The organism is Streptomyces sp. SCL15-4 (assembly GCF_033366695.1).
In the GTDB taxonomy this organism is placed as follows: domain Bacteria; phylum Actinomycetota; class Actinomycetes; order Streptomycetales; family Streptomycetaceae; genus Streptomyces.
In genome coordinates, this window is record NZ_JAOBTQ010000001.1 from 1,252,222 (window position 1) to 1,277,196 (window position 24,975).

General features: G+C 73.4%; 24 protein-coding genes. 10 read left to right on the forward strand and 14 right to left on the reverse strand.

What is annotated here, in order from left to right; genetic code table 11:
* Positions 1–6: 6 nt before the first annotated feature.
* Positions 7–1,266, reverse strand: coding sequence for an extracellular solute-binding protein (locus SCK26_RS05135; protein WP_318200054.1), 1,260 nt, complete (start codon positions 1,264–1,266; stop codon positions 7–9).
* Positions 1,267–1,483: 217 nt separating this feature from the next.
* On the opposite strand from SCK26_RS05135, the gene SCK26_RS05140 reads away from it, so the two are divergent.
* On the forward strand, positions 1,484–1,699 hold the full coding sequence (locus SCK26_RS05140) for a dodecin (protein ID WP_318200055.1): 216 nt from the start codon (positions 1,484–1,486) through the stop codon (positions 1,697–1,699).
* Between the two features lie 16 nt (positions 1,700–1,715).
* On the opposite strand, the gene SCK26_RS05145 is transcribed toward SCK26_RS05140, so the two are convergent.
* Complete coding sequence (locus SCK26_RS05145) at positions 1,716–2,207, reverse strand: hypothetical protein (protein ID WP_318200056.1); 492 nt, start codon at positions 2,205–2,207, stop codon at positions 1,716–1,718.
* A 96-nt stretch (positions 2,208–2,303) separates the two neighbouring features.
* Between SCK26_RS05145 and SCK26_RS05150 the strand changes: the two genes are divergently transcribed.
* From SCK26_RS05150 to SCK26_RS05160, 3 genes are all read left to right on the forward strand, one after another.
* A complete protein-coding gene (locus SCK26_RS05150; protein WP_318200057.1) occupies positions 2,304–3,311 on the forward strand; it encodes an LLM class flavin-dependent oxidoreductase in 1,008 nt (335 codons plus the stop codon).
* Positions 3,312–3,389: 78 nt separating this feature from the next.
* The gene (locus SCK26_RS05155) at positions 3,390–3,584 is read left to right on the forward strand and encodes an antitoxin (RefSeq protein ID WP_318200058.1); all 195 of its coding nucleotides are present in this window, start codon (positions 3,390–3,392) and stop codon (positions 3,582–3,584) included.
* 30 nt (positions 3,585–3,614) lie between these two features.
* Positions 3,615–5,945, forward strand: coding sequence for an excinuclease ABC subunit UvrA (locus SCK26_RS05160; RefSeq protein ID WP_318200059.1), 2,331 nt, complete (start codon positions 3,615–3,617; stop codon positions 5,943–5,945).
* Between the two features lie 30 nt (positions 5,946–5,975).
* Here the strand turns inward: SCK26_RS05160 and SCK26_RS05165 are convergent, their stop codons facing one another.
* The 6 genes from SCK26_RS05165 to SCK26_RS05190 form a co-directional block, all read right to left on the reverse strand.
* Positions 5,976–6,863, reverse strand: a complete 888-nt coding sequence (locus tag SCK26_RS05165) for a lysophospholipid acyltransferase family protein (protein WP_318200060.1) — start codon at positions 6,861–6,863, stop codon at positions 5,976–5,978.
* Positions 6,863–7,633: a GNAT family N-acetyltransferase gene (locus tag SCK26_RS05170; RefSeq protein ID WP_318200061.1), complete on the reverse strand. Its 771-nt coding sequence runs from the start codon at positions 7,631–7,633 to the stop codon at positions 6,863–6,865. The genes SCK26_RS05165 and SCK26_RS05170 overlap by 1 nt, the downstream gene beginning before the upstream one ends.
* Before the next feature lie 139 nt (positions 7,634–7,772).
* Positions 7,773–8,798, reverse strand: a complete 1,026-nt coding sequence (locus SCK26_RS05175) for a hypothetical protein (protein ID WP_318200062.1) — start codon at positions 8,796–8,798, stop codon at positions 7,773–7,775.
* Between the two features lie 101 nt (positions 8,799–8,899).
* Complete coding sequence (locus tag SCK26_RS05180; protein WP_318200063.1) at positions 8,900–9,649, reverse strand: succinate dehydrogenase/fumarate reductase iron-sulfur subunit; 750 nt, start codon at positions 9,647–9,649, stop codon at positions 8,900–8,902.
* A complete protein-coding gene (locus SCK26_RS05185; RefSeq protein ID WP_318200064.1) occupies positions 9,646–11,592 on the reverse strand; it encodes a fumarate reductase/succinate dehydrogenase flavoprotein subunit in 1,947 nt (648 codons plus the stop codon). The genes SCK26_RS05180 and SCK26_RS05185 overlap by 4 nt, the downstream gene beginning before the upstream one ends.
* A 2-nt stretch (positions 11,593–11,594) precedes the next feature.
* Positions 11,595–12,266 carry a succinate dehydrogenase gene (locus tag SCK26_RS05190; RefSeq protein WP_318200065.1) on the reverse strand — a complete coding sequence of 224 codons (672 nt, stop codon included), beginning with the start codon at positions 12,264–12,266 and terminating at the stop codon, positions 11,595–11,597.
* A 120-nt stretch (positions 12,267–12,386) separates the two neighbouring features.
* Between SCK26_RS05190 and SCK26_RS05195 the strand changes: the two genes are divergently transcribed.
* The gene (locus SCK26_RS05195) at positions 12,387–13,271 is read left to right on the forward strand and encodes a LysR family transcriptional regulator (RefSeq protein ID WP_318200066.1); all 885 of its coding nucleotides are present in this window, start codon (positions 12,387–12,389) and stop codon (positions 13,269–13,271) included.
* Positions 13,272–13,279: 8 nt separating this feature from the next.
* Here SCK26_RS05195 and SCK26_RS05200 read toward each other — a convergent pair whose 3' ends face one another.
* Positions 13,280–14,170 (reverse strand): NAD(P)H-binding protein, encoded by an 891-nt coding sequence (locus tag SCK26_RS05200; protein WP_318200067.1) that lies wholly within the window; start codon positions 14,168–14,170, stop codon positions 13,280–13,282.
* A 131-nt stretch (positions 14,171–14,301) separates the two neighbouring features.
* On the opposite strand from SCK26_RS05200, the gene SCK26_RS05205 reads away from it, so the two are divergent.
* Entirely contained in the window at positions 14,302–15,147 is an 846-nt protein-coding gene (locus SCK26_RS05205) for a LysR family transcriptional regulator (protein WP_318200068.1), read from the forward strand.
* 88 nt (positions 15,148–15,235) lie between these two features.
* Here SCK26_RS05205 and SCK26_RS05210 read toward each other — a convergent pair whose 3' ends face one another.
* The 3 genes from SCK26_RS05210 to SCK26_RS05220 form a co-directional block, all read right to left on the reverse strand.
* The gene (locus tag SCK26_RS05210) at positions 15,236–17,380 is read right to left on the reverse strand and encodes a putative bifunctional diguanylate cyclase/phosphodiesterase (RefSeq protein ID WP_318200069.1); all 2,145 of its coding nucleotides are present in this window, start codon (positions 17,378–17,380) and stop codon (positions 15,236–15,238) included.
* Positions 17,377–18,189, reverse strand: coding sequence for an SAM-dependent methyltransferase (locus SCK26_RS05215; RefSeq protein ID WP_318200070.1), 813 nt, complete (start codon positions 18,187–18,189; stop codon positions 17,377–17,379). Before SCK26_RS05215 ends, SCK26_RS05210 begins: the two co-directional genes overlap by 4 nt.
* A 268-nt stretch (positions 18,190–18,457) precedes the next feature.
* Positions 18,458–19,417, reverse strand: a complete 960-nt coding sequence (locus SCK26_RS05220; protein ID WP_318200071.1) for an SCO0930 family lipoprotein — start codon at positions 19,415–19,417, stop codon at positions 18,458–18,460.
* A gap of 858 nt (positions 19,418–20,275) precedes the next feature.
* On the opposite strand from SCK26_RS05220, the gene SCK26_RS05225 reads away from it, so the two are divergent.
* Entirely contained in the window at positions 20,276–20,404 is a 129-nt protein-coding gene (locus SCK26_RS05225; RefSeq protein ID WP_318200072.1) for a hypothetical protein, read from the forward strand.
* A 31-nt stretch (positions 20,405–20,435) separates the two neighbouring features.
* Positions 20,436–21,200, forward strand: coding sequence for a hypothetical protein (locus SCK26_RS05230; RefSeq protein ID WP_318200073.1), 765 nt, complete (start codon positions 20,436–20,438; stop codon positions 21,198–21,200).
* Between the two features lie 157 nt (positions 21,201–21,357).
* On the opposite strand, the gene SCK26_RS05235 is transcribed toward SCK26_RS05230, so the two are convergent.
* Complete coding sequence (locus SCK26_RS05235) at positions 21,358–22,341, reverse strand: hypothetical protein (protein WP_318200074.1); 984 nt, start codon at positions 22,339–22,341, stop codon at positions 21,358–21,360.
* 329 nt (positions 22,342–22,670) lie between these two features.
* On the opposite strand from SCK26_RS05235, the gene SCK26_RS05240 reads away from it, so the two are divergent.
* Positions 22,671–23,342, forward strand: a complete 672-nt coding sequence (locus SCK26_RS05240; protein ID WP_318200075.1) for a class F sortase — start codon at positions 22,671–22,673, stop codon at positions 23,340–23,342.
* Positions 23,343–23,398: 56 nt separating this feature from the next.
* Here the strand turns inward: SCK26_RS05240 and SCK26_RS05245 are convergent, their stop codons facing one another.
* Positions 23,399–24,235, reverse strand: coding sequence for a polysaccharide deacetylase family protein (locus tag SCK26_RS05245; RefSeq protein ID WP_318200076.1), 837 nt, complete (start codon positions 24,233–24,235; stop codon positions 23,399–23,401).
* Between the two features lie 191 nt (positions 24,236–24,426).
* Between SCK26_RS05245 and SCK26_RS05250 the strand changes: the two genes are divergently transcribed.
* The gene (locus tag SCK26_RS05250; protein WP_318200077.1) at positions 24,427–24,897 is read left to right on the forward strand and encodes a universal stress protein; all 471 of its coding nucleotides are present in this window, start codon (positions 24,427–24,429) and stop codon (positions 24,895–24,897) included.
* Positions 24,898–24,975: the final 78 nt, after the last annotated feature.

Below are 24,975 nucleotides of genomic sequence, written 5' to 3' on the forward strand. Positions count from 1 at the left end.
GGCGGCTCAGCCCACGTCCGGGGCGAGCGCTCCGGTGATCTTCCGGGAGGCACGGCGGGCCTCGGCCGCCGGGTCCGCGCCCTTGAGCACCCGGGACATGTACTCCTTGATCGGGTTGTCGGCCTCGACGTCGGCCCACTGAGGAGTGGTGGGGGTCGCCCTGCCGTGCGCCGCGCCCGCGGCCATGGCGGCGACCCCCTCCGCGCCGGCGACCTCGCCGGCCAGCGTGGTCTTGTTGGGCACGTAGTTCATGGCGCGGGCCAGCTCGGTGTCCCACTTGGCGCCGGTGAGCGCGCCGACCACGGTGGTCGCGGCGAACTGGTCGTCGGTGTTGCGCGGGACGACGAGGTCGGAACCGCCGGTGAAGACCGTACCGGGCCGGCCGGCCGTGCGGCCGGGCACCGGGAAGAAGCCGATCTTGTCCTTGAGTCCGGGATTCTGCCGGACGATCGACTGGGCCAGCCCGGGCAGGGCGATGATCTGTGCGACCTCGCCGCCGGCGAACACCCCGGCGTGGGGCGGGTGTTCCTCGTCGGCGTCCGCGGGGCCCCGGCCGAGCGCCTGGAGCCGCCGGTAGAAGTCCATGCCGCGCAGCGCGGCCGGGCTGTCCAGGGTGCCCCGCCACTCGTGGTCCTTCTCCTCGGCGAGTTCGCCGCCCTCGTCCCAGACGAACCCGGCGAGCGTGTACCAGTCCTGGCCCGCGAGGTAGATGCCCTGCTTCCCGCCGCTGTTCAGCTTCTCGGTGGCGGCGAGCCATTCGTCGCGGGTCCGCGGCGGTCGGGCGATGCCGGCCTGCCGGAACAGGTCCTTGCGGTAGACGACGACCCGGTTGGCCGCGTACCAGGGGATGCCGTACTGCTTGTTGCCGTCCTTGCCGGGCTCGGCGAGGCCGGGCAGCCACTTGTCCTTGTCCCAGTCCCGCATCGACTCCAGGGTGAGGTCCGCCAGCCGGCCGCCGTCGGCGTACAGCGGCACCTGGGTGTTGCCGACCTCGATGACGTCCGGGCCGTCGCCGGAGGGTGCCTTGAGCGCGCCGCGGACCTTCTCGACGATGCCGGTCCATTCCTGGATGCGGATGTCGAGGCGCAGGTCGTCGTGGGTGCGCTCGAAGTCCTCGGTGAACCGCCGCAGGTACTCCTTGGAGGCGCTGTCCTTCATCAGCCACACGGTGACGGTCGTCCGCTCCTCGTCGTCGCCGGGAAGCATCCCGCAGGCGCTGACGAGGGAGCCGGTGGCACAGAGGAGGGCGAGCAGACGACGTCTCACGAGGGGTCCTGTTCTGTCTGGCGAGGGTGCTGGGACAGGGGTGGGGGGCCCGACGTGGGGGGACGGAGCGCAACAGGCTCGTACGGGTGTGCTGGATTTTGGTATGGACCAATCAGGAGGTCAAGCGCTACCGGGCGGTACGCCGCCCGGGACGCCGTGCGCACACCGCGCGGATAGTGCACGGTGGAGTACGGCGTGACACGAGAGGAGCACCCGCATGACGAACCACACCTACCGGGTCACCGAGATCGTCGGCACCTCGCACGAGGGCGTCGACCAGGCCATCCGCAACGGCATCGCCCGCGCCGACCGGACGCTGCGCAATCTGGACTGGTTCGAGGTGACCCAGGTCCGCGGCCAGATCGAGAACGGCCGGATCGAGCACTACCAGGTGGGTCTGAAGGTCGGCTTCCGCATCGAGGACGGCGACTGAGCCGCTCCGGCGCGCGTCAGGTACGGCCCTCCCGCTCCTGCGCCTCCTCCAGCGCGGCCGACTTCCGCGCCCAGCGCGCCCGTACGACGGTGAAACCGGCGCGCTCGGCGTCGTCGCACACCAGCTCGTCGTCGTCCACGAGCATCCGGACCTCATGGTCCCGGGCGAGCCGGCGCAGGATCGCCAGCTTGGTGAACCGGGCCGGCCTGCGGTCGGCGTCGTCCCGCATGAACACCCGTCCCTCGGGCAGTTGCCGAGCCGCGAGCCACTCCAGGGTGTCCCGGCGGTACCGCTCGGGGCGGCCGGTCAGATAGACGACCTCGCAGACGCGGGCGCTCTCCATGGCCAGCGCCATGCCTTCGGCGAGCGGCGGGTCCGCGGGCGCGGCGGCGAAGAACGCGGCCCAGTCCCGCCGCCGGCCCTCCAGGAAGTGCTGGCGGTGGGCGGTGTCGGCCAGCGTGTTGTCGAGGTCGAACACGGCGATCGGCGGCCTGCTGTGGTCGGTCACACCGGCCACCCTAGCCAGCCGCGGCCACCCGCCCGCCACGGGCGCCGGCGCGGCACGGCCGGGGAATTGCGTGCGCGTCCGCGCGTTGAACCCTGTGTGAGCAGCACAGTGATCAGCCGCACCCGGTTCTCCGTCCTCGACCGCTCCCGCACCCGGCAGGGCCGCCCGGCGGCCGAGGCGCTGCGGGACACCGTCGCGCTGGCCCGGGAGGCGGAGGCGCTCGGCTACCACCGGTTCTGGGTGTCCGAGCACCACGGGGTGCCGGGCGTCGCCGGGTCCGCGCCGACCGTGCTGGCCGCCGCGGTCGCCGCGGCCACCCGCACCATCCGGGTCGGCACCGGCGGGGTCATGCTGCCCAACCACCGGCCCCTCGTCGTCGCCGAACAGTTCGGGGTGCTGGAGGCGCTGTTCCCGGGGCGGATCGACATGGGGCTCGGCCGGTCGGTGGGGTTCACGGACGGGGTGCGCAAGGCGCTCGGCCGGGACAAGGAAGACGCCGAGGACTTCGCGGCGCAGCTCGGCGAACTGCTCGACTGGTTCACCGGCGGCTCGCCGACCGGGGTGCGGGCCCGTCCCTCGGAAGGCCTGACCGTGCCGCCGTTCGTGCTGGCCCTCGGCGAGGGCGCGCGGATCGCGGCCCGCGCCGGCCTGCCCATGGTCATCGGCGACCTTCGGGACCGGGAGAAGATGCTGCGCGGCATCGACCGCTACCGCTCCCTCTTCCGCCCCTCGCGCTGGGCGACCGAGCCGTACGTGGTGATCTCCGGCACGGTCGCGGTCGCCGGCAGCGAGGCCGAGGCGCGCCGGCTGCTGGTCCCCGAGGCCTGGTCGCTGGCGTACTCCCGCACCCACGGCACCTTCCCGCCGCTCGCCCCCGCCGAGTCGGTGCGGACGCACACGATGACGGCGCGGGAACGGGACCTGTACGAGTCCGCGCTCGCCGGGCACATCGCGGGCACCCCCGACCGGGTCGCGCACGAGCTGGAGACGGTGCTGAAGGAGACGGGCGCCGAGGAGGTGCTCGTCACGACCAGCACCTACGACCGTACGGCCCTGCTGGAATCCTGCCGGCGGCTCGCCGCGCTCTTCGCGCCGGGCCGGTGAACCCGGCCCCGAGATGCGATCCCGGCGCGGGCCGGTGACCCTGGGAGGGCAAGCCTGTCAGCGACTAGGAGGGCCGCCATGTCCTTCATGGACAAGATCAAGGGCATGCTCAAGGGCCACGAGAGCACGGCCGACAAGGGCATCGACAAGGGCGGGGACTACCTCGACCAGCGCACCGGCGACAAGTACCGGTCCCGGGTCGACACCGGCCAGGACAAGCTCCGGGACGAGTTCGGCACCCGGCCGCAGGACCCGGGCAACCCTCCGCGGTAGTGGCGCACGGGGGCGGATAGAGTTCCCCCGATGCACATCCCCCACGACCCCTTCGTCCGCGTCCGCGGCGCCCGCGAGCACAACCTCAAGAGCGTGGACGTGGACATCCCCCGGGACGTACTGGCCGTGTTCACCGGGGTCTCCGGCTCGGGCAAGTCCTCCCTGGCGTTCGGCACCGTCTACGCCGAGGCCCAGCGGCGGTACTTCGAGTCGGTCGCGCCGTACGCGCGCCGGCTGATCCACCAGGTCGGCGCGCCGAAGGTCGCCGAGATCACCGGGCTGCCCCCGGCGGTCTCGCTCCAGCAGCGCCGCTCGTCCCCCACCTCCCGCTCCTCGGTGGGCACGGTCACCAATCTCTCCAACTCTCTGCGGATGCTGTTCTCGCGGGCCGGCAGCTATCCGCCCGGCGCCGGGCGGCTCGACTCGGACGCCTTCTCGCCGAACACGGCGGCCGGTGCCTGTCCGCGCTGCCACGGCCTCGGGCAGGTGCACGAGACGGCCGAGGAACTCCTGGTCCCGGACCCCTCGCTGTCCATCCGCGAGGGCGCGATCGCGGCGTGGCCGGGCGCCTGGCAGGGCAAGAACCTGCGGGACATCCTGGACACGCTCGGCTACGACGTGGACCGGCCCTGGCGCGAGCTGCCCGCCGAGCAGCGCGACTGGATCCTGTTCACCGACGAGCAGCCGGTGGTCACCGTCCACCCGGTGCGGGACGCCGACCGCATCCAGCGGCCCTACCAGGGCACCTACACGAGCGCCCGCCGGTATGTGCTCAAGACGTTCTCCGACACGAAGTCGGCCACGCTGCGGGCCAAGGCCGAGCGGTTCCTGACCAGCACCCCGTGCCCGGCCTGCGGCGGCAGCCGGCTGCGGCCCGAGGCGCTCGCGGTGACCTACGACGGCCGGACCATCGCCGAGCTGGCGGCGCTGCCGCTGACCGGCCTCGCGGACCTGCCGGACGGCGGCGACGAGACGGCGAGGGTCCTCACGGCCGACCTGAAGTCCCGGATCGCGCCGGTCGTCGAACTGGGCCTCGGCTACCTCAGCCTGGACCGGGCCGCGCCCACGCTCTCCGCGGGCGAGCTGCAACGGCTGCGGCTGGCCACCCAGTTGCGGTCCGGGCTGTTCGGCGTGGTGTACGTGCTGGACGAGCCGTCCGCCGGACTGCACCCGGCGGACACCGAGGCGCTGCTCACCGTCCTGGACCGGCTGAAGGCGGCCGGGAACTCGGTGTTCGTGGTGGAACACCATCTGGACGTGGTGCGCGGCGCCGACTGGGTGGTGGACGTGGGTCCCGGTGCGGGCGAGCACGGCGGGCGGGTGCTGTACAGCGGGCCGCCGGCCGAACTGGCCTCGGTGGCCGGGTCGGCGACGGCCGTCCATCTCTTCGACGAGGCGCCCGGTCCGGCGCGCGAGGTCCGCGAGCCGCGCGGCTGGCTGGCGGTGGGCCCGGTGACCCGGCACAATCTGCGCGCGGTGACGGCCCGGTTCCCGCTCGGCGTGTTCACCGCGGTCACCGGTGTCTCCGGTTCCGGGAAGTCCACGCTCGTCGGGGAGCTGACGCAGGAGCTGCCGGGGGTGGGTCGGCTGGTCCGGGTCGACCAGAAGCCCATCGGGCGCACCCCGCGCTCCAACCTGGCCACGTACACGGGCCTGTTCGACGTGGTCCGCAAGGTGTTCGCGGGCACCGAGGAGGCGCGGGCGCGCGGATACGGCGTCGGGCGGTTCTCCTTCAACGTGCCCGGAGGGCGCTGCGAGACCTGCCAGGGCGAGGGGTTCGTCAGCGTGGAGCTGCTGTTCCTGCCGAGCACCTACGCGCCCTGCCCGGACTGCGCGGGCGCCCGCTACCGTCCCGAGACGCTCCGGGTGTCGTATCGCGGCCGGAACATCGCCGAGGTGCTGGACCTGACGGTGGAGGCCGCGGCGGAGTTCTTCGCGGGCACCCCGGGCGCCGCCCGGAGCCTGGGCGCCCTCCTCGACGTGGGCCTCGGGTATCTGAAGCTCGGTCAGCCCGCGACCGAGCTGTCCGGCGGCGAGGCGCAGCGGATCAAGCTGGCGAGCGAACTCCAGCGCGGGCGCCGGGGCCACACCCTGTATCTGCTGGACGAACCGACGACCGGTCTGCACCCGGCCGACGTGGAGGTGCTGACGGACCGGCTGCACGGGCTGGTCGACGCCGGGCACACGGTCGTCGTGGTGGAGCACGACATGACGGTGGTCGCGGGCGCCGACTGGGTGATCGACCTCGGTCCGGGCGGCGGCGACCGCGGCGGCCGCATCGTGGCGGAGGGCCCGCCGGACCGGGTGGCCCGGACGGAGGGCGGCGCGACGGCGCCTTATCTCGCGCGGGTCATGCCCTGAGCGCCGTAGCCGCCACGCGTCGTGCCGCCGTCAGGCCCTGAGGACCGGACGGCTCGCCCGGGTGCCGTGGCCGGGCGGGCGGACCTGGGCGCCGGCGACCAGGGCCTCGTGGGTCCAGGCGGGCTCGGACGCGGCCGGCTGGGCCGCGCGGGCCAGGCTACGGCGGTCGGAGTGGGTGCCCGGCCGGATCAGCGGCCGTATCTCCACCTCGGCGACCAGGCCGCGGGTCCGGGCCACCCGCCACAGCGAGGCCGTCAGGGTGTCCTCGCCGACGAAGGCCGCCGCGGTGCCGGGACCGCCGTCGTGCCGCCGGTAGCGCAGGCCGACCGGCTGGACCGGCACGCCCGCGTCGAGCGCGGCCTGGAAGACGGCGCGGCGGAAGCGGCCCTGGGCGCGCCCGCACCAGGTGCTGCCCTCGGGAAAGGCGGTCACCGCCCCGCCGGCGCGCAGGGTGCCGGCGATCCGGGCCACCGTGCCGGGCAGGGCGCGCAGCCGGTCCCGTTCGATGAACAGGGCCCCGCCGCGCGCGGTGAGCGCGCCCGCCACGGGCCAGCGCCGGACCTCGGCCTTGGCGAGCATCCTGGCCGGGCGTACGGCGGTGAGCAGCGGGATGTCCAGCCAGGAGACATGGTTGGCGACCAGCAGCAGCCCGCCGTCCGGCGGAACGGCGCCGGTGATCCGGACCCGCACCCCGGCGGCCCGCACGATCAGCCGGCACCACCGCCGGACCCACTCGGCGGGGATCCTGCCCCGCGAGCGGGGCAGACCCCGGCCGAGCGGGGACAGCGCGATCCCGGCGAGCACCAGGGCCGCGACCGCGGCCAGCCGCAGCACGGCCCGCGGGACGGACGCGGCGGCCCGCACGGGTTCCACACAGGCGCCCGGGGTGCACGGCGCGGTGGGCAGCCAGCCGCTCATCAGGCCGGGGCGAGGGAGAGGAAGTGCCGCAGATAGCGGGGATCGACCCGGCGCATCGACAGCAGGACGTAGAGGTCGGCGACGCCGAAGTCCGGGTCGTGCGCGGGTGCGCCGCACACCCAGGCGCCGAGCCGCAGGTAGCCGCGCAGCAGGGCGGGCAGTTCGGTGCGGGCGGCCGGGGCGCCGGCCGGAGCGGTCCACGGCAGCAGCGGCCGGACCCGGAACTCCTCGGGCGCCAGGTGCCGTTCGCGCACCCGCTGCCAGGTGCCGGCGGCGAGGGCGCCGCCGTCGGCGAGCGGCACGGAGCAGCAGCCCGCCAGCCACGCGTGGCCCCGGTCGGTCATGTAGCGGGCTATGCCGGCCCAGATCAGGCCGATGACGGCGCCGTCGCGGTGACCGGGGTGGACGCAGGAGCGGCCGACCTCGACCAGCTGCGATCGGATCGGGTCGAGCGCGGCGAGGTCGAACTCGCCGTCGGAGTACAGCCGGCCGGCGACGGCGGCCCGCTCGGGCGGCAGCAGCCGGTAGGTGCCGACGACCTGTCCGGTCGTCTCCTCGCGGACGAGGAGGTGGTCGCAGTAGGCGTCGAAGGCGTCGGTGTCGTGCCCCGGTTCCGGGCCGGCCAGCAGGGCTCCCATCTCCCCGGCGAAGACGTCGTGCCGCAGCCGCTGCGCGGCCCGCACGTCGGCCTCGTCGCGGGCGAGGGTGACGGTGTAGCGGGCGGGGGCCGCGGGCTGCGGGGGACGGTCGAGGGTGGGAACGCCGGTCATGGCTACTCCTGGGCACGGGCCGGGTCGGCAGGGGCGGCGGGCCGGTGTGCGCGGTCCGCCGTTCCTGTTCTTCCGAGACCGGGCGGCGTGCGTGTGACCGGTGCCAGGAGCGCGGATGTGGAGCTGGTGAACGCCCCGGTCAGCCGTCCGCGGTGAGGCAGCCGGCGAGCAGCCGCCGGGCCTCGGCCTCGTCCAGCACCCGTTCCAGGACGAGGTCGCCCTTCATGTGCGGGAAGAAGCGGCCCGCGGGCCAGCTCCGCTCGTACGGCGGCGGGTCCAGGACGAGCAGCCGAACGCCGTCCACGACAGGGATGTCCGAGGGGGTGCCCTCGTTCCACACCCAGTCCCCGGAGGGGGTGACGAGGTTGAAGGAGCCGGTGGTGTCCACCTGTCCGGGCCGGTCCCGGCAGACGGCGGCCTCTCCGGCGGACGGGGCCCGGCCGGGCAGGTGGCCGCCGCCTATGAGGACGTCGGCGAGCAGGGTGTGCAGCTGGAAGTTGTCGCCGATGCCGGTCATGCGCAGGGCGTAGCCGGTGCCGGTGGGGCGGTGCAGGACGACGAGGGGCTCGTCGAGGACGAGCAGGGCGTAGGCCAGGCACTTGAAGTCGTACCCGGAGTCCTCCTCGACCGAGCGCAGGGTCCGCAGCAGGCGGGTGCGGGTGCCGGCGTCGAGCGCGGTGCGGACGGTGGCGTGGTTGAGCATGGCGACGGCGGCCATCTCCCAGTGGTGCAGGGTGAGCCAGGCGACGGCCTGGTCCGGGTTCACCCGGTCGAGGAGGTCCTCGGGCGGCTCCTCGGCTCGCGGGTCGGGGAAGTCGCCGCCGCCGGTGGCCGCCCAGCGGTCGCAGAACGCGCGGGCGTCGTCGAGGGCCCCGGCGAGGCCGGCGAGGACGTGGGGTGCGCAGGGGGTGGGGTCGGCGCCGCGTTCGACGCACGCGCCGACGAGCACGGCGACGGTGGCGCGGGGGGCCGGCGGCATCTCGTCCAGGACCGCCGCCAGCCGTGGCCCGGCGTCCCGGAACTCCTGGTCGTCCGCTTCGCCGAAGTACCGGTGCAGGTCCTGGAAGTACTGCTGCGAGCGGTCGGCGTCCTGCGCGCGGACGGCGGTCTCGAAACCGGCCACGGCATCGCCGAACCGTGCCGTCCGCTTGTTCTCGGAGATCATGGCGGCAGGCTACCGGGGCCCGGAACACCAGACGGGGCCGGGTGAGCACCTCCCCGGCCCCGCCCGCCCGCCTCCGGTCGGCGAACGTCTTCAGGTGGCGGCTACCTCTTGCCGGCCTTCCGGGTGGCCCGCAGCCACTCCCTGTTCATGCCGGTGATGGACATCAGCGGGATGCCCTTGGGACAGGCCGTGGCGCACTCGCCGGTGAGCGTGCATCCGCCGAAGCCCTCGGCGTCCATCTGGGCCACCATGTCCAGCACCCGGGTCTCCCGCTCGGGCGCGCCCTGGGGCAGCACGTTGAGGTGGTTGACCTTGGCGGAGGTGAAGAGCATCGCCGCGCCGTTGGGGCACGCGGCCACGCACGCCCCGCAGCCGATGCACTCGGCGTGCTCGAACGCGAAGTCGGCGTCGGCCTTGGGCACCGGGGTGGCGTGGGCCTCCGGCGCGGAACCGGTGGGCGCGGTGATGTAGCCGCCGGCCTGGATGATCCGGTCGAACGCCGAACGGTCCACCACCAGGTCCTTGATCACCGGGAACGCGGACGCCCGCCACGGTTCGATGTCGATCGTGTCGCCGTCCCTGAAGGACCGCATGTGCAGCTGGCAGGTGGTGGTGCGCTCCGGCCCGTGCGCGTCGCCGTTGATGACGAGGCTGCACGCGCCGCAGATGCCCTCGCGGCAGTCGTGGTCGAAGGCGACGGGATCCTCGCCGGACAGGATGAGCTGTTCGTTGAGGACGTCCAGCATCTCCAGGAAGGACATGTCGGGCGAGATGTCGTCCACCTCGTAGGTGGACATCGCTCCTTCGGCGCCGGCGTTCTTCTGCCGCCAGACGCGCAGGGTGAGCTTCATGCGTAGCTCCGCTGGGTGGGGTGGACGTACTCGAAGACCAGGTCTTCCTTGTGCAGGACGGGAGCCTCGCCGGTGCCGGTGAACTCCCAGGCGGCGGCGTAGGAGAACTCCTCGTCCTTGCGGGCGGCCTCGCCGTCGGGGGTCTGGGACTCCTCGCGGAAGTGGCCGCCGCAGGACTCGGTGCGGTGCAGCGCGTCGAGGCACATCAGCTCGGCCAGCTCCAGGTAGTCGACGACGCGGTTGGCCTTCTCCAGCGACTGGTTGAACTCCTCGCCGGTGCCGGGCACCTTGATCCGGCGCCAGAACTCCTCGCGGATCTCCGGGATGCGCTCCAGTGCCTTGCGCAGTCCCGCGTCGGTGCGGGCCATGCCGCAGAACTCCCACATCAGCTCGCCGAGTTCGCGGTGGAAGGAGTCCGGGGTGCGGTCGCCGTCCACGGCCAGCAGCAGGTTGATCCGGTCCTCGGTCTCGGCCAGCACCTCCTGGACGGCGGGGTGAGCGGCCGTGACCGGGTCCTGGTGGGGGTTGCGGGCCAGGTAGTCGTTGATGGTGGCCGGCAGCACGAAGTAGCCGTCGGCCAGGCCCTGCATCAGGGCGGAGGCGCCGAGCCGGTTGGCGCCGTGGTCGGAGAAGTTGGCCTCGCCGATCGCGAACAGGCCGGGGACGGTGGTCTGGAGGTCGTAGTCGACCCACAGGCCGCCCATCGTGTAGTGCACGGCCGGGTAGATGCGCATCGGCACCTCGTACGGATCCTCGTCGGTGATCCGCTGGTACATGTCGAAGAGGTTGCCGTACTTGGCCTCGACCGCCTTGCGTCCCATGCGCTTGATCGCGTCGGCGAAGTCCAGGTAGACGCCCTGTCCGCCGGGCCCCACTCCCCTGCCCTCGTCGCAGACGTTCTTCGCGGCGCGGGAGGCGATGTCCCGGGGCACCAGGTTGCCGAAGGACGGGTAGATGCGTTCCAGGTAGTAGTCGCGCTCGTCCTCGGGGATCCGGTGCGGCGGCCGGGTGTCGCCCTTGGCCTTGGGCACCCAGATCCGGCCGTCGTTGCGCAGCGACTCGCTCATCAGGGTCAGCTTGGACTGGTGGTCGCCGGTGCGCGGGATGCAGGTGGGGTGGATCTGGGTGAAGCAGGGGTTGGCGAAGTAGGCGCCGCGCCGGTGCGCCCGCCAGATGGCGGTCGCGTTGGAGTTCATGGCGTTGGTCGACAGGTAGAAGACGTTGCCGTAGCCGCCGGAGGCGAGGACGACGGCGTCCGCGAAGTACGTGTCGATCCTTCCGGTGATCAGGTCCCGGGCGACGATGCCGCGGGCCCGTCCGTCGACGACGATCAGGTCCAGCATCTCGGTGCGCGGGTGCAGCTCCACGTTCCCGGCGGCGATCTGCCGGGACAGCGCCTGGTAGGCGCCGAGCAGGAGCTGCTGGCCGGTCTGGCCGCGGGCGTAGAAGGTGCGGGAGACCTGGACGCCGCCGAAGGAGCGGGTGTCGAGCAGGCCGCCGTACTCGCGGGCGAACGGCACGCCCTGGGCCACGCACTGGTCGATGATCTCCACGGAGATCTGCGCGAGGCGGTGCACGTTGGACTCGCGGGCGCGGAAGTCGCCGCCCTTGACGGTGTCGTAGAACAGCCGGTGAATGGAGTCGCCGTCGTTGCGGTAGTTCTTCGCCGCGTTGACGCCTCCTTGCGCGGCGATGGAGTGGGCGCGGCGCGGGGAGTCCTGGTAGCAGAACTGCACGACGTGGTAGCCCTGTTCGGCGAGGGTGGCGCCGGCGGAGCCGCCCGCGAGGCCGGTGCCCACCACGATCACCGTGTGCTTGCGCCGGTTGGCCGGGTTGACCAGCTTGGCCTCGAACCGGCGCTTGTCCCAGCGCTCGTGGACCGGGCCGGCCGGGGCCTTGGTGTCGGCGACCGGCGCACCGGTCGCGTAGTCGGTGTAGGTCATGGTCAGCTCACCACTCCGGTCATGACGCCCACGGGTACGGCGATGAAGCCGGCCGTGAGCAGCAGCGCGAGGACGTTGGCGACGGTCTTCAGGGCGCGGTCGCGGGCGCGGCTGCCGACGCCGAGGGTCTGGGCGGCGCTCCAGAAGCCGTGCCGGATGTGCAGGCCGAGCGCGAGCATCGCGACGATGTAGACGACGTTGCCGTACCAGGTGGAGAAGGTGTCCACGACGTTCTGGTACGGGTGTCCCTCCTGGAAGCCGCCGGAGTGCACGGTGCCGGTGGTCAGGTCGAGGACGTGCCAGACGATGAACAGCCCGAGGATGACACCGCCCCAGCGCATGGTGCGCGTCGCGTAGCTCGCCCGCGGCTTGGCGTGGACGTACTTGGCGGGGCGGGCCTTGAGGTCGCGGCGGCTGAGCTGGTAGGCGGAGGTGGCGTGGGCGGCCACGGCCACGACGAGGACGATCCTCACCAGCCAGAGCGTCCACTCGTAGTGCATGAACGGTTCGCCGACGGTGCGCAGCCAGTGCCCGTAGTGGTTGAACTCGTCGGCGCCGAAGAAGATCTTCAGATTGCCGATGACGTGGGCGACCAGGTACAGCAGCATGATCACGCCGCTGACGGCCATGACCGTCTTCTTGCCGACGGAGCTGTCCCACACGGTACGCGCCATGGACGGCCGTCGGTCCGTCCGCGTTGCCAGAGCCATGGGACAGCACGCTAGGGCCGAAGGTCCCGATCGGTCCAAGACATGGTGCAGCTTGTTTCCATAGGCTGTGGCTATTCTGGCTGGGTGCAGTTCACCCAGCTCCAGTACTTCGTGGCCGTCGCCGAGACCCGGCACTTCACCCGGGCCGCCGAGCGCGTCCATGTGGCCCAGCCGTCGCTGTCGCAGCAGATCAAGGCGCTGGAGCGGGAGCTGGGCGCGGATCTGTTCCTGCGCGCCCGGGGCAACATCACGCTCACCGACGCGGGCGAAGCGCTGCTGCCGCTGGCCCGGCGGATCCTGGCCGACGCGGACACCGCCCGGCACGAGGTGCAGGAGCTGGTGCAGCTGCGGCGGGGGCGGGTGCGGCTGGGCGCGACGCCGAGCCTGTGCACCGGGCTGCTGCCGGATGTGCTGCGCGCCTTTCACGACCGGTACCCGGGCATCCGGCTGCTGATCGAGGAGGGCGGCTCGCACGACCTGGTGCGGGAGCTGGCGCGCGGGGCGCTGGACCTGGCGCTGGTCGTGCTGCCGCTGCCGTCGCCGGCGCCCGCGCTGACCACGGTGGAGCTGCTGCGCGAGGACCTGGTGGTGGTGTCCTCGCCGGAGGCACCGGCGCCCGGCCGGGGCGGGCCGGTGATCCGCATCGCCGACCTGGCGGGTGAGCGGCTGGTGATGTTCCGGCACGGGTACGACCTGCGGGAGCTGACCGTGGCCGCGTGCCGGGCCGAGGGTTTCGAGCCGGACTTCGCGGTGGAGGGCGGCGAGATGGACGCGGTGCTGGGCTTCGTACGGGCGGGGCTGGGGGTGGCGGTGGTGCCGCGCATGGTCGCCACCCGGGCCGGGCGCGGGCTGCGGGTGACCCCGCTGGCCCGGCCCGGACTGCACCGTACGATCGCGCTCGCCCACCGCAGCGACGTGGCGCCGCCGCGGGCGGCGCGGGAGTTGCAGCGGATGCTGCTGGAGCGCTGAGCCCCGGCTCAGCCGGTGACGGCGGGCCTGAGCACCTCCTCGCACCACTGGCGGAAGCCGGTCGGCGCGGTGTCGGGGGTGACGGGCACGCCGGCGCCGTAGAAGTCCTGGCGGGTGAGGGCGCGCATCATGTCGGCCAGGGCCCGGGCGGCGTCCTCGCTCGCGCCGTACCGCAGGAGCGCCGCCCTCTGGTCCTCGGCGTCGATCCGGCGGAAGCGGACCGGCCGGTCCAGCACCTCGGACACGATCCGCGCCATGGCCTCGGGCGTCAGGTCGTCGGCACTCACCAGCGGTACGTCCTCCTGGCCGGTCCAGGAGCCGTCCAGCAGCAGCCGCGCGGCCGTGGCGCCGATGTCCCGGGTGGCGCAGGTGCGCAACACCCGGTCACCGGGCACCGCCATGGTCAGCTCGCCGCCGTCGCGGAGGGCGGCGGCCTGGTTGAGCAGGTTCTCCATCAGGTAGGGCGGGCACAGCGCGCGGTGGTGGACGCCGGTGGCCCGGACCTCGTCGTCGGCGGCCAGCGCGGCGGAGATCTGCCCGGCGTGTTCGGCCACCCCGCGGCCCAGCGTGGAGACGGCGACGACCCGCTCGACGCCCTGCGTGGCGACCGCGTCGGCGAGCGGCCGGGCGAAGGCACGGAAGTGGCCCTCGACGCTGTCGGCGGTGAGGGACGGCGGCACCAGCCAGAACACCCGGTCGACGCCCGCGCACGCCTTGGCCATGACGTCGGGATCGGCGTGCGAGCCGGCGACGGCCTCCACGCGGTCGCGCACCTGCGGGGCCAGGCGGGCGGGGTCGCGGACGACGACGCGCACCGGTCCCGCCGCCTCCCCGGCGGCGAGGAGGGAGGCGAGGACCCGGCCGCCGATCTGGCCGGTCGGGGTGGTGACGAGGATCATGAGGACTCCGGAAAGGTCTGCGGAAGCGGAGGAAGACGTGCCCGAGCCTGCCCGCCGGGCTCCGGGAACTGAAGGTCCGGCCGGCTCAGGGTTGTTACCCTCAAGGCAATACCGAGCGCAGGAGGTGCGGGGTGGACTCCCGCCTGTTGCACTACTTCGTCGCCGTGGCCGAGGAACTGAACTTCGCCCGCGCCGCCGAGCGGCTCGGCATCTCCCCGCCGCCGCTGTCCCGAGCGATCCGCCGGCTGGAGTCAGAGCTGGGCGTGCCGCTGTTCGACCGGAGCACGCACCACGTCGCGCTGACCGAGGCGGGAGAGGTGCTGCTGCCGGAGGCGCGGTTCGCGCTGGACGCCCTCCAGGCGGCCGGGCGGCGGGCGCGGCGCGCGGCCGGGCCGGACCGGAAACTGGTCCTGGCGGTCAAGGCCGACGGCGACGCGGGCCTGCTGGAGCCCGTCCTGGAGCACTACGCCGCCCGGCCGGGCGCGCTGCCGGTGACGGTCCGCCTGTGCGCGTGGCGGGAACAGCCCCGGCTGCTGCGGTGCGGGGAGGCCGACGTGGCGCTGGTGCACGAGCCGTTCGACCGCACCGGCCTGGACAGCGAGCCGCTGCTCGTCGAGGACCGCGTCGCCGCCCTCGGCTCGGCCCATCCCCTGGCCGCCCGCGCCGGCATCACCCTCGGCGACCTCGGCCTGCGGCCCGGAGAGCTGCACCGGTTCCTCGAGGAGACCCGGAGCGCGGGCCGGGACCTCGCCCAACTGCTCACGCTCATCGCGCTCGGGGACGCGGTGGCCGTGCTGCCGGCGTCCGTCGCCGACCGCTATCCGCGTCCCGGGGTCGTCTACCGGACGGTCGCGGACGCACCGCCCTCGGTCCTGGCGATCGCCTGGCCACAGCAGTCCCGCTCCCTGGCCACGGCGGCACTGGTACGGTCCGCCACCACCGTGGCCGCGACGGCGCACGGGAAACGGCCGGCGTGACGGTGACCGGACGTACGACGGCCCGGCCCGTCCCAACCGGGGACCGGTGGCGGGCGGGCGGCGGCCCGCCGGGGTCTGCCGCCGTAGTTCAGCCCGTCGCGTCCACCAGGGCCAGGTCGTGGAGCCGCTCCGGTGGGCCCGGGCGGGCGTAGTACCAGCCCTGGGCCGTGTCGCAGCCCAGGATGCGCAGTTGCTCGGCCTGGGCGCCGGTCTCCACGCCCTCGACCGTGACCGCCAGGTCGAGGCTGTGGGCCAGGGAGACGATGCCCTCCACGATCTTGAGGTCGACGGGATCGGCGGGGAAGCGCTGCATGCCCTGGGTGAAGGAGCGGTCGAGCTTGAGGATGCTGACCGGCAGCCGGCGCAGGTTGGCGAGGTTGGAGTAGCCGGTGCCGAAGTCGTCCAGGGCGATGTCGACGCCCATCTCGGCGAGCCGGCGCAGCGGTTTGAGGAGGTCGTCGTCGGCGCCGATGAGCGCGGACTCGGTGACCTCCAGGCACAGCGCGTCCGGGGTGACGCCCGCGCGTTCGAGGATGTCGACGGTGTCCTGCACCAGCCCCGGGTGCCCGAGCTGGCAGGGCGAGAGGTTGACGTTGATCCGCAGCGGGCCGGCGCCGGCCTGGCCGCCGTGCCGTTCACGCCAGGCACGGGCCTGCCGGATCGACTCCTCCAGCACCCAGCGGCCGAGCGGCACGATGAGGCCGGTGTGCTCGGCGAGCGGGATGAAACGGTCCGGGCCGAGGACCCCGTGCTGCGGGTGCAGCCAGCGCACCAGGGCCTCGGCACCGCGTACGCTGCCGTCGCCGAGGTGCACCAGGGGCTGGTACTCGATGAAGAACTCGCCGCGCTCCAGGGCGGTCGGCAGCGCCGTCGTCAGGCCGTGCCGGGTGATGGCGCGGGCGTCGGCCTCCGGGTCGGCCAGCTCCGCGCGGTTGCCGCCCGCCGACTTCGCCCGGTACATGGTGATGTCGGCGCTGCGCAGCACCTCGGCGGCGGTACGCTCGCCGGCCGGACCCTCCACGACGCCGAGGCTGCCGCGGACCAGCAGATCGCGCCCGTCGACGCTGATGGGGGTCACCAGCGCGTTCAGGATGCGCTCGGCGAGTTCGTCGACCCCGCGCTCGGTGCCGGGGCCGGTGGTCAGGGCCACGAACTCGTCGCCGCCGAGCCGGGCCACCATCTCGCCGGGCGCGGTCGCGCAGGACTGGAGCCGGTCGGCCACCTCCACCAGCAGCCGGTCGCCGGCCGCGTGGCCGAGGCTGTCGTTGATGGTCTTGAAGCCGTCCAGGTCCAGGTAGCACAGGCCGAAGCGCTGGCCCTCGCCCGCGTTCAGGGCCTTCTCCAGCCGCTCGAAGAACAGGGTGCGGTTGGGCAGGCCGGTCAGGGCGTCGTGGGTGGCCTCGTAGCGCAGCCGCAGGTTGAGCAGCCGGCGCTCGGTGGTGTCCTCCATCAGGGCGAGCTGGTACTGCGGGCTGCCGTCGGCGTCGCGCAGCAGCGAGACCGTCAGGTTGGTCCACAACACCGTTCCGTCGGGCCGGTTGAACGCCTTCTCCACGTGATAGTGCTCGCGCTCGCCGCGGACGAGTTCCTCGTACAGCCGCCGGATCTGCGGGGCGTCCTCGGGGTGCACCCAGTCCTGCACGCGCCGGCCGCGCAGGGTCTGCTCGGACAGGCCGAACATGCGCAGCAGCGCCTCGTTGACCTGGAGGACGTGGCCGTCGAGGTCGGCGATGCCGATCCCTATGGCGGCGCCCTCGAAGACCGCGCGGAACCGGGCCTCGCTCGCGTGCAGCGCCTGCGCGACCACGCCCTGGGCCCGCAACGCGGCCTGGGCGATGGCCTCCTGCTCGGCGCGGGTGCGCGCGCGCAGCGCCTGCGCGTAGCCGGCGGCCATCGCGTGCTGCAACTTCGAGGATCGCAGCCGCAGTTCGTCCTGGAGGCCGTCCTCGCCGCAGTACAGGACCAGATAGGCGTCCACGCAGTCCAGGGTGCGGGCCAGCGCCTCGGGGTCGGTGCAGTGCGCGCCGACCAGGGCGGCGCCGACCGCCTTCGCCGCTTCCGCGTCGAATTTGCGGGCGCGCAGCAGCTCGCTCAACCGGCGGGCGAGCGGCAGGAGTTCCTCCGCGAACTCGGCGCGGGTCAGCGAAGTCGAGGTCACCGGGTAGACCGCCCGGCTCCAGATGGTCGTGAGCCGGTGCAGTCTGTCCTCCGGCCCGTCCGGCTCCGCGCTCACGCCGGACGCCCCACGCCGGCGAACCCGGAGAAGGCATACGGATCCTCGTCCTCCGGCGCCGAATCCGGGCGCCAGTGCGGCATCTGCACCAGTCCGGGTTCCACCATGTCGTACCCCTCGAAGAACCGCGCGATCTCCTCGCGCGAGCGCATGATCAGCGGGTTGCGAATGTCCTTGTATACGTCCACCGCGCCCTCGGCCCGCTCGGCGGGCAGCGGGATTCCCTCGTACGAGGCATGGGTGAGGATCAGCAGGCTGCCGGGCGCGAGCGCCTCGCGCAGCTCGGCCACCGCGCCGTAGGGGTCGTCCGCGTCGTCCACGAAGTGCAGTATGGCAACGAGCAGCAGGGCCACCGGCCGCTTCAGGTCGATGAGCCGCTCCAGCCGCGGGCTGGACAGGATCTCCCGGGGCTTGCGGAGGTCGGCGGCGATCACGTCCGCGTCGTCGTTGCCGGCGAGCACGGCCTCGCTGTGCGCGACGGCCACCGGGTCGTGGTCGACGTAGACCACCCGGGCGCCCGGTACGGCGGCCTGGGCCACCTCGTGGACGTTGCCGAACGTGGGGATGCCGGAGCCGATGTCGAGGAACTGGGTGATGCCCTCGCCGGCCGCGAACCGCACCGCGCGGCGCATGAACGCCCGGTTGGCCTGCATGACCTTCGGCAGTCCCGGCATGAATTCCATGGCCCGGCGCGCCGCCTCCCGGTCCACCTCGAAGTTGTGCGAACCGCCCAGGTAATAGTCGTAGATCCGCGAGACGCTCGGCACCGAGATGTCGATGCTGCGTGGGGCCCAGGCAGGACGCTCCATGTATGTCTCCAAAGCGTGGACAAGTGTAGGCGATCCGGTGTTCGAGCTGAGGCTACTGATCGCCCGCCAAAGGAGCGACCCGAAACGGAAATTGACCATCCGTTCCCGGTCACTGCCTGCGGCAAGTGCCCGTACGACCCCGGTGCGTGACGGCACGGGACCGTCCGGCTCCGCGCGCAGCGATCCGCCCCCTCCGCGCGGTGCGGAGGGGGCGGATCTTCGGCCGCGCGCCGGGCCGGGGCGGGGTGATCGACCCTGGGGAGGTGATCTATTCGCCCGGCGCGCCGACCGGCTTGCCGTCGGGCGAGACGGCGTACCAGGTGCCGCCCACGCCCTGACCGTTGGTGTCGCCCGGGGCCTTGTCCCCGGTGAAGGTGTAGACCGGCCAGCAGTTGACCGTCATCTGCCGGGTTCCGTCGGGACGGGTGAAGGGCATGAGGCCCTTCTTCTTCACGCCCTCGGTGTCGTCGGCGGCGACCGGGGCGACGGCCGGCCACTTCTCCAGGCAGGCTCCGGTGCAGTTCGAGACGGACTTGGGCCAGGCCTTGTCCTTCATGAAGCGGTAGACCGTCATGCCGTCGCGGTCGACGACGATCTCGCCGAGCTCGGGGTCCTCGCGGACGGACAGGCCGGGCCGGTCGGACGGCTCGGCCTTCTTGCCGGTCGGGGCCAGCGCGAACCAAGTGCCGCCCACGCCCTGCCCGTTCACGTCGCCGGCGTTGACGTCCTTGGCGTAGCGGTAGGCGGGCCAGCCGCCGATGGTGAGCTGCTTGGAGCCGTCGGCGCGGGTGACCTCGCCGAGCAGCGCCTTGTCGACACCGGCGCCGGCGGTGGCGTCGTCGGCGGGGACCGGGGGCCAGGTGGTGGCGCAGTCGCCGGCGCAGTTGGTCTTCGGCGGGTCGGCGGTGTCCTTGTCGAACCGGTAGAGGGTGAGGCCGGAACCGTCGGTCAGCACCTCGCCCAGCTCGGGGTTGCTCGCCACGGTGAGCTTGCCGGCCGGGATGACCTGGGCCGTCGCGCCCTGTTTGCCGTCGGCGCCGTATCCGTTGCCCGCGCCGATCGCGGTGCCGCCGCCCGGGCCGCCGTCGTCGCCGGCCGCGACCGTCGCCCCGGCGTTCCGGGCCGCCGAGGCGGGCGTGGTGGTGTTGTCCTGACCGCACGCCGTCGTCAGCGCCAGCACCGCGGCGGCCGTGGCCACCAGTGAGGCGGTCCGCCAGGAGGTCTTCATCGTCAGCTCCCCATCATCACCTGGATACCGCAGCGCCTGCCGCGCCGCCGCACGGCCATGGGTACGGAGAGAGGGGTCCGCCGCGTTCAGCACCGGCCGCGAATTCTTTCCGGGAGCGGTGGGCCGGCGGGGCCCGGGCGGGTGGGGCCGGTGATCCGCGGCGGGCCCGAAAACCACCGCGGCGGGCAGTGCGTTCCGCATATGCGGCTGTTTCGTGCGGCAAACCTCCGGTTACTCAATCTCCCTCTTTCGGAGCAATCTCGGGCCACTGCGGGGTAATACGGTCGCCCGCGCCCCATGATCTGCGTCGTGCATGGACCCCGAGTGACCCGATGCGCGCCCGCCGCACGGGTGTTGGCCCTGCTGACGCTGACCTGGGCCCTGGTGGGCTGGCCGGCCGGCGGCGCGTCGGCCGACGCCTGCGCGTACGCCTCGACGGGCCCGGACGGCACGGTCGCGGTGGCCCGAGCCGGCGCCCACCACCACCCCCATCCGCCCGGCGGCCACCACCGTCCCCACCCGCCCGGTGGTCACCACTGGCCCGACCCGCCCTGCCCGAAGCCGCCGCCCCCGCCCCCGTGCCCGCCCGAACCGACGCCCGCGCCCACTCCCACTCCCCCGCCGAAGCCCACCCCGCCGCCCGAGCCGACGCCCCCGCCACCACCGGCCCCGCCGAAGCCGGCCCCCAGCCCCACGCCCACACCGGCCCCGACTCCCACGCCCCGGCCACCCGCCCGGCCCGCCCCGGCACCCCCGGCCCCGCGCCCGGCACCCAACCCGGCCCGCACCCCGGCACACCCGCCCACACCCACACCGAAACCCACGCCCAAACCCACCCCGAGGCCCTCCGCGACCCCCGTGAGCTACCCGGTGTACCACCCGCACACCGTCCGCCGCCCGGCGCGCCGCCACACCACTCCCGTCACCTACGTCCTGCTGATCACCATCCCCGCGATCGTGGCCGTCGCCGCCCTGCGCCCGCGCTGACGCACCGGCCCCTCACCTCTGGAGGCACCAGTTGTCGGATTGGCTTGTTCTCGTCCTCGCGATGGCGGGGGCCTTCGCCGTCGTCCTCGTCATCACGCTGGTACGGCAGCGGACGGCGTCCGAGGACGAGGATCCCAGCGAGACCCCCGACGTCATCGAGTACATGACGATGTGGATCGGCGTCATCTACGCCATCGTCCTGGGCCTGGCCATCGCGGGTGTGTGGGAGGCCCGCAGCGCGGCGCAGGACCATGTGCAGGCGGAGGCGCAGGCGCTGCACGAGATCTCGGAGCGGGTGCGCGTGTACCCGCCGGACGCCCGCGACCGCGTCCGCGAGGACGTGCAGGCCTACGCCGGATATGTCGTCCACACCGAGTGGCGGCGGATGGCGGACGAGGAGCGGGTCACGGAGCGCGGCGCCGAACTGCTGGGCCGCGTCCGGGCGGACGTCACCGACTACCGCCCGCGCAACGACTTCGAGGCGCAGGCCTACCAGCCGCTGCTGGACCAGATGGCCGCCGCCGACCAGGCCCGCAACGCGCGCGCGGACTCCATCGGGGCCACCATGCCGCCGGTGGTGTGGTGGGGCCTGATCACCGGCGGGCTGATCACCATCGGCATGGTGTTCGCCCTCCAGATCCGGCGAACGGGGCGGGAGTTGGCCCTCGCCGGGCTGTTCTCGGCCACCATCGCCTTCATGCTGTTCCTCATCTGGGACTTCGACGCGCCGTACAGCCGGGGGATCGCGGTGACCGCGGAACCGTTCGTCACCATGTTCCCGGGCATCGCCGGTTAGTTCCCGGCCGCGGCCCACAGCCGCCCGGCCGCTCGCCCGGACCCGGCCGCGACAGGCCCGCGCCCCGCTTCCGGCCGGGAACGCGGAACCGGGGCGTGGGCCGGTCGTGGTGCGGGTGCCCGGCGGGCGGGGACGGTCGCGGTGGCGCACCGGCGGCTCAGGCCCCCTTCTCGTGCCGGCGGCGCAGCCAGAAGGCACCCCCGCCCACCAGGGCCGCGGTCACCAGCCCGCCGCCGATGGCCATGTCGGTGGGTGTCGCGCCGCCGGTCCGGCTGCCGCCGAGACCGCCGCTGACCCCGCCGAGCACGGTGAAGGCGTCCCGGCGGGTCAGCGTGCGGCCGTCGCAGCGGACGGTGACGCTGTACCGGCCGCGGCGGGCGTCGCGGTCGACGAAGGCGACGCCCCGCGCCGTGTCGTCGCGGAACGATTCCAGCCGGATGGTGCCGAAGGCGTCGGAACTCGCCGTACCGCCCCGGCAGCCGTTGACGATGATGGTGAGGCGGCCCCCGGCCGGCAGCACATCGGGCGTGACGAAGATGTCGTGCGAGTTGCCGAAGCCCTCGTCCCGGCCCTCGCCGCCGTTGCCGTGCCCGAAGTCGCCGCCCCGGTCGCCCCCGCCCTCACGCCCGTTGCCGCCCTCGCCTCCGCGGCCGTTGCCCCCGCCGTCCCCGCCCCGGCCGTTGCCGAAGCCCTCGCCTCCGCGCCCGTTCCCTTCGCCTCCGCGTCCGTTCCCCTCGCCGCCCCGGCCGTTCCCTTCGCCCCCGCGTCCGTTCCCCTCGCCGCCCCGGCCGTTGCCGAAGCCCTCACCTCCACGGCCGTTCCCGTTGCCGTTTCCGTTCCCGTTGAAGTTGCCGTTTCCGTTTCCGTTCCCGTTGAAGTTGCCGTTTCCGTTCCCGTTTCCGTTGAAGTTGCCGTTTCCGTTGCCGTTGAAGTGGCCGTTCCCGTTGGCGTTGCCGTTCCCCGGGAAGACGCCGTTCCCGCTGAAGGTGCCGATGTTGCCGGTGCCGGGGACGATGACAGTGGTGTCGGTGCCGCTCGGGCCGCCCCCGTTGCCCATGCCGTCCGCGACGGCCACGGGGACGGCGAGCCCGAGGACGGCGACCGTGGTGCACGCCGCCGTCAGGGCGCGTTGGTTGCGCATGTGATCCTCCGCGGGAGGTCACCGGGCCCGTCCCCGGTGGATCGGCGAGAAGCACCTCCCGGGACGACACTCGGGCGCGCGGAACACGCCCGCATGTCGAGAATGGTCCGTCCTGGTGAGCCGACACACCGGCGTATCAGCACACAATCGGATATTGCCGCAGGTCACGGACCGTCAGAAATTTCCTGGGAACGGCAACTCGGATGGCTCACCGAGCGCGCGGCCGGCCACCCGTTCGCCGATCGCCCCGTCGCCCGCCGCCCGCGCGGGACTTAGCGTTTTCCCATGCGCGATGGACGTGGCGCGACCGCGTCGAGAGGGGATGGCGAATGTCTGCGTCCAAGCTGGCCTTGCTTGCCGAAGAGGAGGAGCGGCGGAAGAGGCGCGCCCCCTGGGGCGTGATAGCGCTGGTGCTGCTGACCGGTCTGGCCCTCATCCGCAACGGTTCCGGGGAGTTCGACGTCGGCCCGCCGCAGCCCGCCTCGGCGGCGGCCCCGGACGCCCGCGCCACCCTGGGCACCCTCGCGCCGGCGCCCGCCGCGCTGCCGTTCTCCCCCGTGCAACGGGTGCGGATCCCGGCGATCCGGGTGGACGCCCCCGTCGTGCAGGTCGGGCTGGACGCGGACGGCTGGGTCGCCGCGCCGCCGCCGGAGAACCCGGGCCAGGCCGGCTGGTTCACCGGCGCCGTGTCCCCGGGCGAGAAGGGCACCGCGGTCATCGTCGGCCATGTCGACAACAAGCAGGGCCCCGCCGTGTTCTACGGCCTCGGGGCGCTGAAGAAGGGCAACCAGGTCGAGGTCCTGCGCCAGGACGGGAGGACCGCCGTGTTCGAGATCTACGGCGTCGAGGTCTTCGCCAAGAACGACTTCCCCGGCGACCGGGTCTACGGCTCCAAGGGCACCCCGGAGCTGCGCGTCATCACCTGCGGCGGCGGTTTCTCGAAGCAGAACGGCTACGAAGGCAACGTCGTCGTCTTCGCCCGCCTGGCCGCGGTCGTCTGAACCGCCACGCCTGTGTGCCGCGGCGGCGACGGGACCGGCGAGGCACCGGGGACCGCTCACACCCGGCGGCGCGGCACGGTGAGCCGGTAGCCGGAGTCGAGCAGATAGGGCAGCCATTCGCGGATCGCGCGGACGGTCTGCGAACGGTCGCCCCCGGCGTCGTGGGAGAGCACCACGACACCGGGGGCGGCGCCTGTCTCCACCTGGTCGACGATGGTGTCGGTGCCGGGCTCCATCCAGTCGGTGGTGTCCACGGTCCAGGCCATCGGCTCCATGCCCATCTCGGCGCCCAGTTGGAAGGCGGCCCGGTTCCAGGCGCCGTAGGGCGCGCGGAACCACTGGGGGCGCTCGCCGTAGGTGTCCTCGATGACATCGCTGGTGCGCTCCATCTCGGAGCGGATCTCCTTGCGGCCGAGGGACGTCAGCAGCGGGTGGGTCCAGGTGTGGTTGCCGACCACATGGCCCTCGTCGGCCATCCTGGCCAGCAGTTCCCGGTTCTCCACGACGCACTCGCCGCAGACGAAGAACATCGCCCGGACGTGGTGGCGGGCGAGGGTGTCGAGGATGTGCGGGGTGTAGTCGGGGTGGGGTCCGTCGTCGAAGGTCAGCACCATGCGCCGGCCGCGCCCGGAGATCCGCAGGATGGGCTCCTTGCGCACCTTGAGCTTGCGCGGCGGGGTGCGCGGTGCCCCGTATCCGGTGAGTGGCTGGAGCCGGAAGGCGGAGGGCCCCAGCGCCGGGCGGGCCTGGGGACCGGGGGCGGGGGCCACGGCGGCCCGGACGGTCTCCTCGCCGTCACCCGCCAGCACGGCTCCCGCCGTGCCCGCCGAACCGAGCGCGGCGACACCGGCGAGGAGCATCCGGCGCCGCGTGAACAACTGATCCTTCTGCATGACCCATCAGTCGCCCGGCCGGGCTCCGCCGCACCGCAACACCATCGGTGCGGCGGCGGTAATGCACCCGGACAGCGGAGCCGGCGGACGCTCGCACGGCGACCCTCCCGCCATGTCCGCGGCCGAGCCCGACCACCGGCCGACGGGCCCCGGCCCTGGGTGGGAACCGTGGATTCCGCTAGCCTCGGGGCGTGACGGAACAGCACGAACAGCCTTCGCACACGTTCGAACGGGGCACGGACGGCCCCAAGGTCGTCCTCGTCGGCGTGGACGGCTCGGACTCCTCGCTGCGCGCCGCGGCGTACGCCGGCGGTCTGGCCCGGCGCCAGCACGCGCTGCTGGCCGTGGTGTACGTGCAGCCGGTGCTCGCGGCGGGCGCGGCGCTCGGGGCGCCGGTGGCGGAGACGACCGACGAGATCGCCGAGCACCTGATCGCGCAGATCCGCGAGGCGGCCGAACGGGTCAAGGGGATATTCGAGGTGCGCTGGGAGTTCCACACCTTCCGCGGCGACCCGTACAACGGGCTGGTGCGGGCGGCGGAGGAGCTGAAGGCGGACGCGGTGGTGGTGGGCGCGTCGGAGCAGGCCGGCCACCGGATCATCGGTTCGGTGGCGATCCGGCTGGTGAAGGCGGGCCGCTGGCCGGTGACGGTGGTGCCGTAGGCCGCCGGCGGTGGCGACCCGGGCCGGTGACGGTGACGCTCCGGCCCGGACCGGCACCCGGCGCGCGGGAGAGGACGA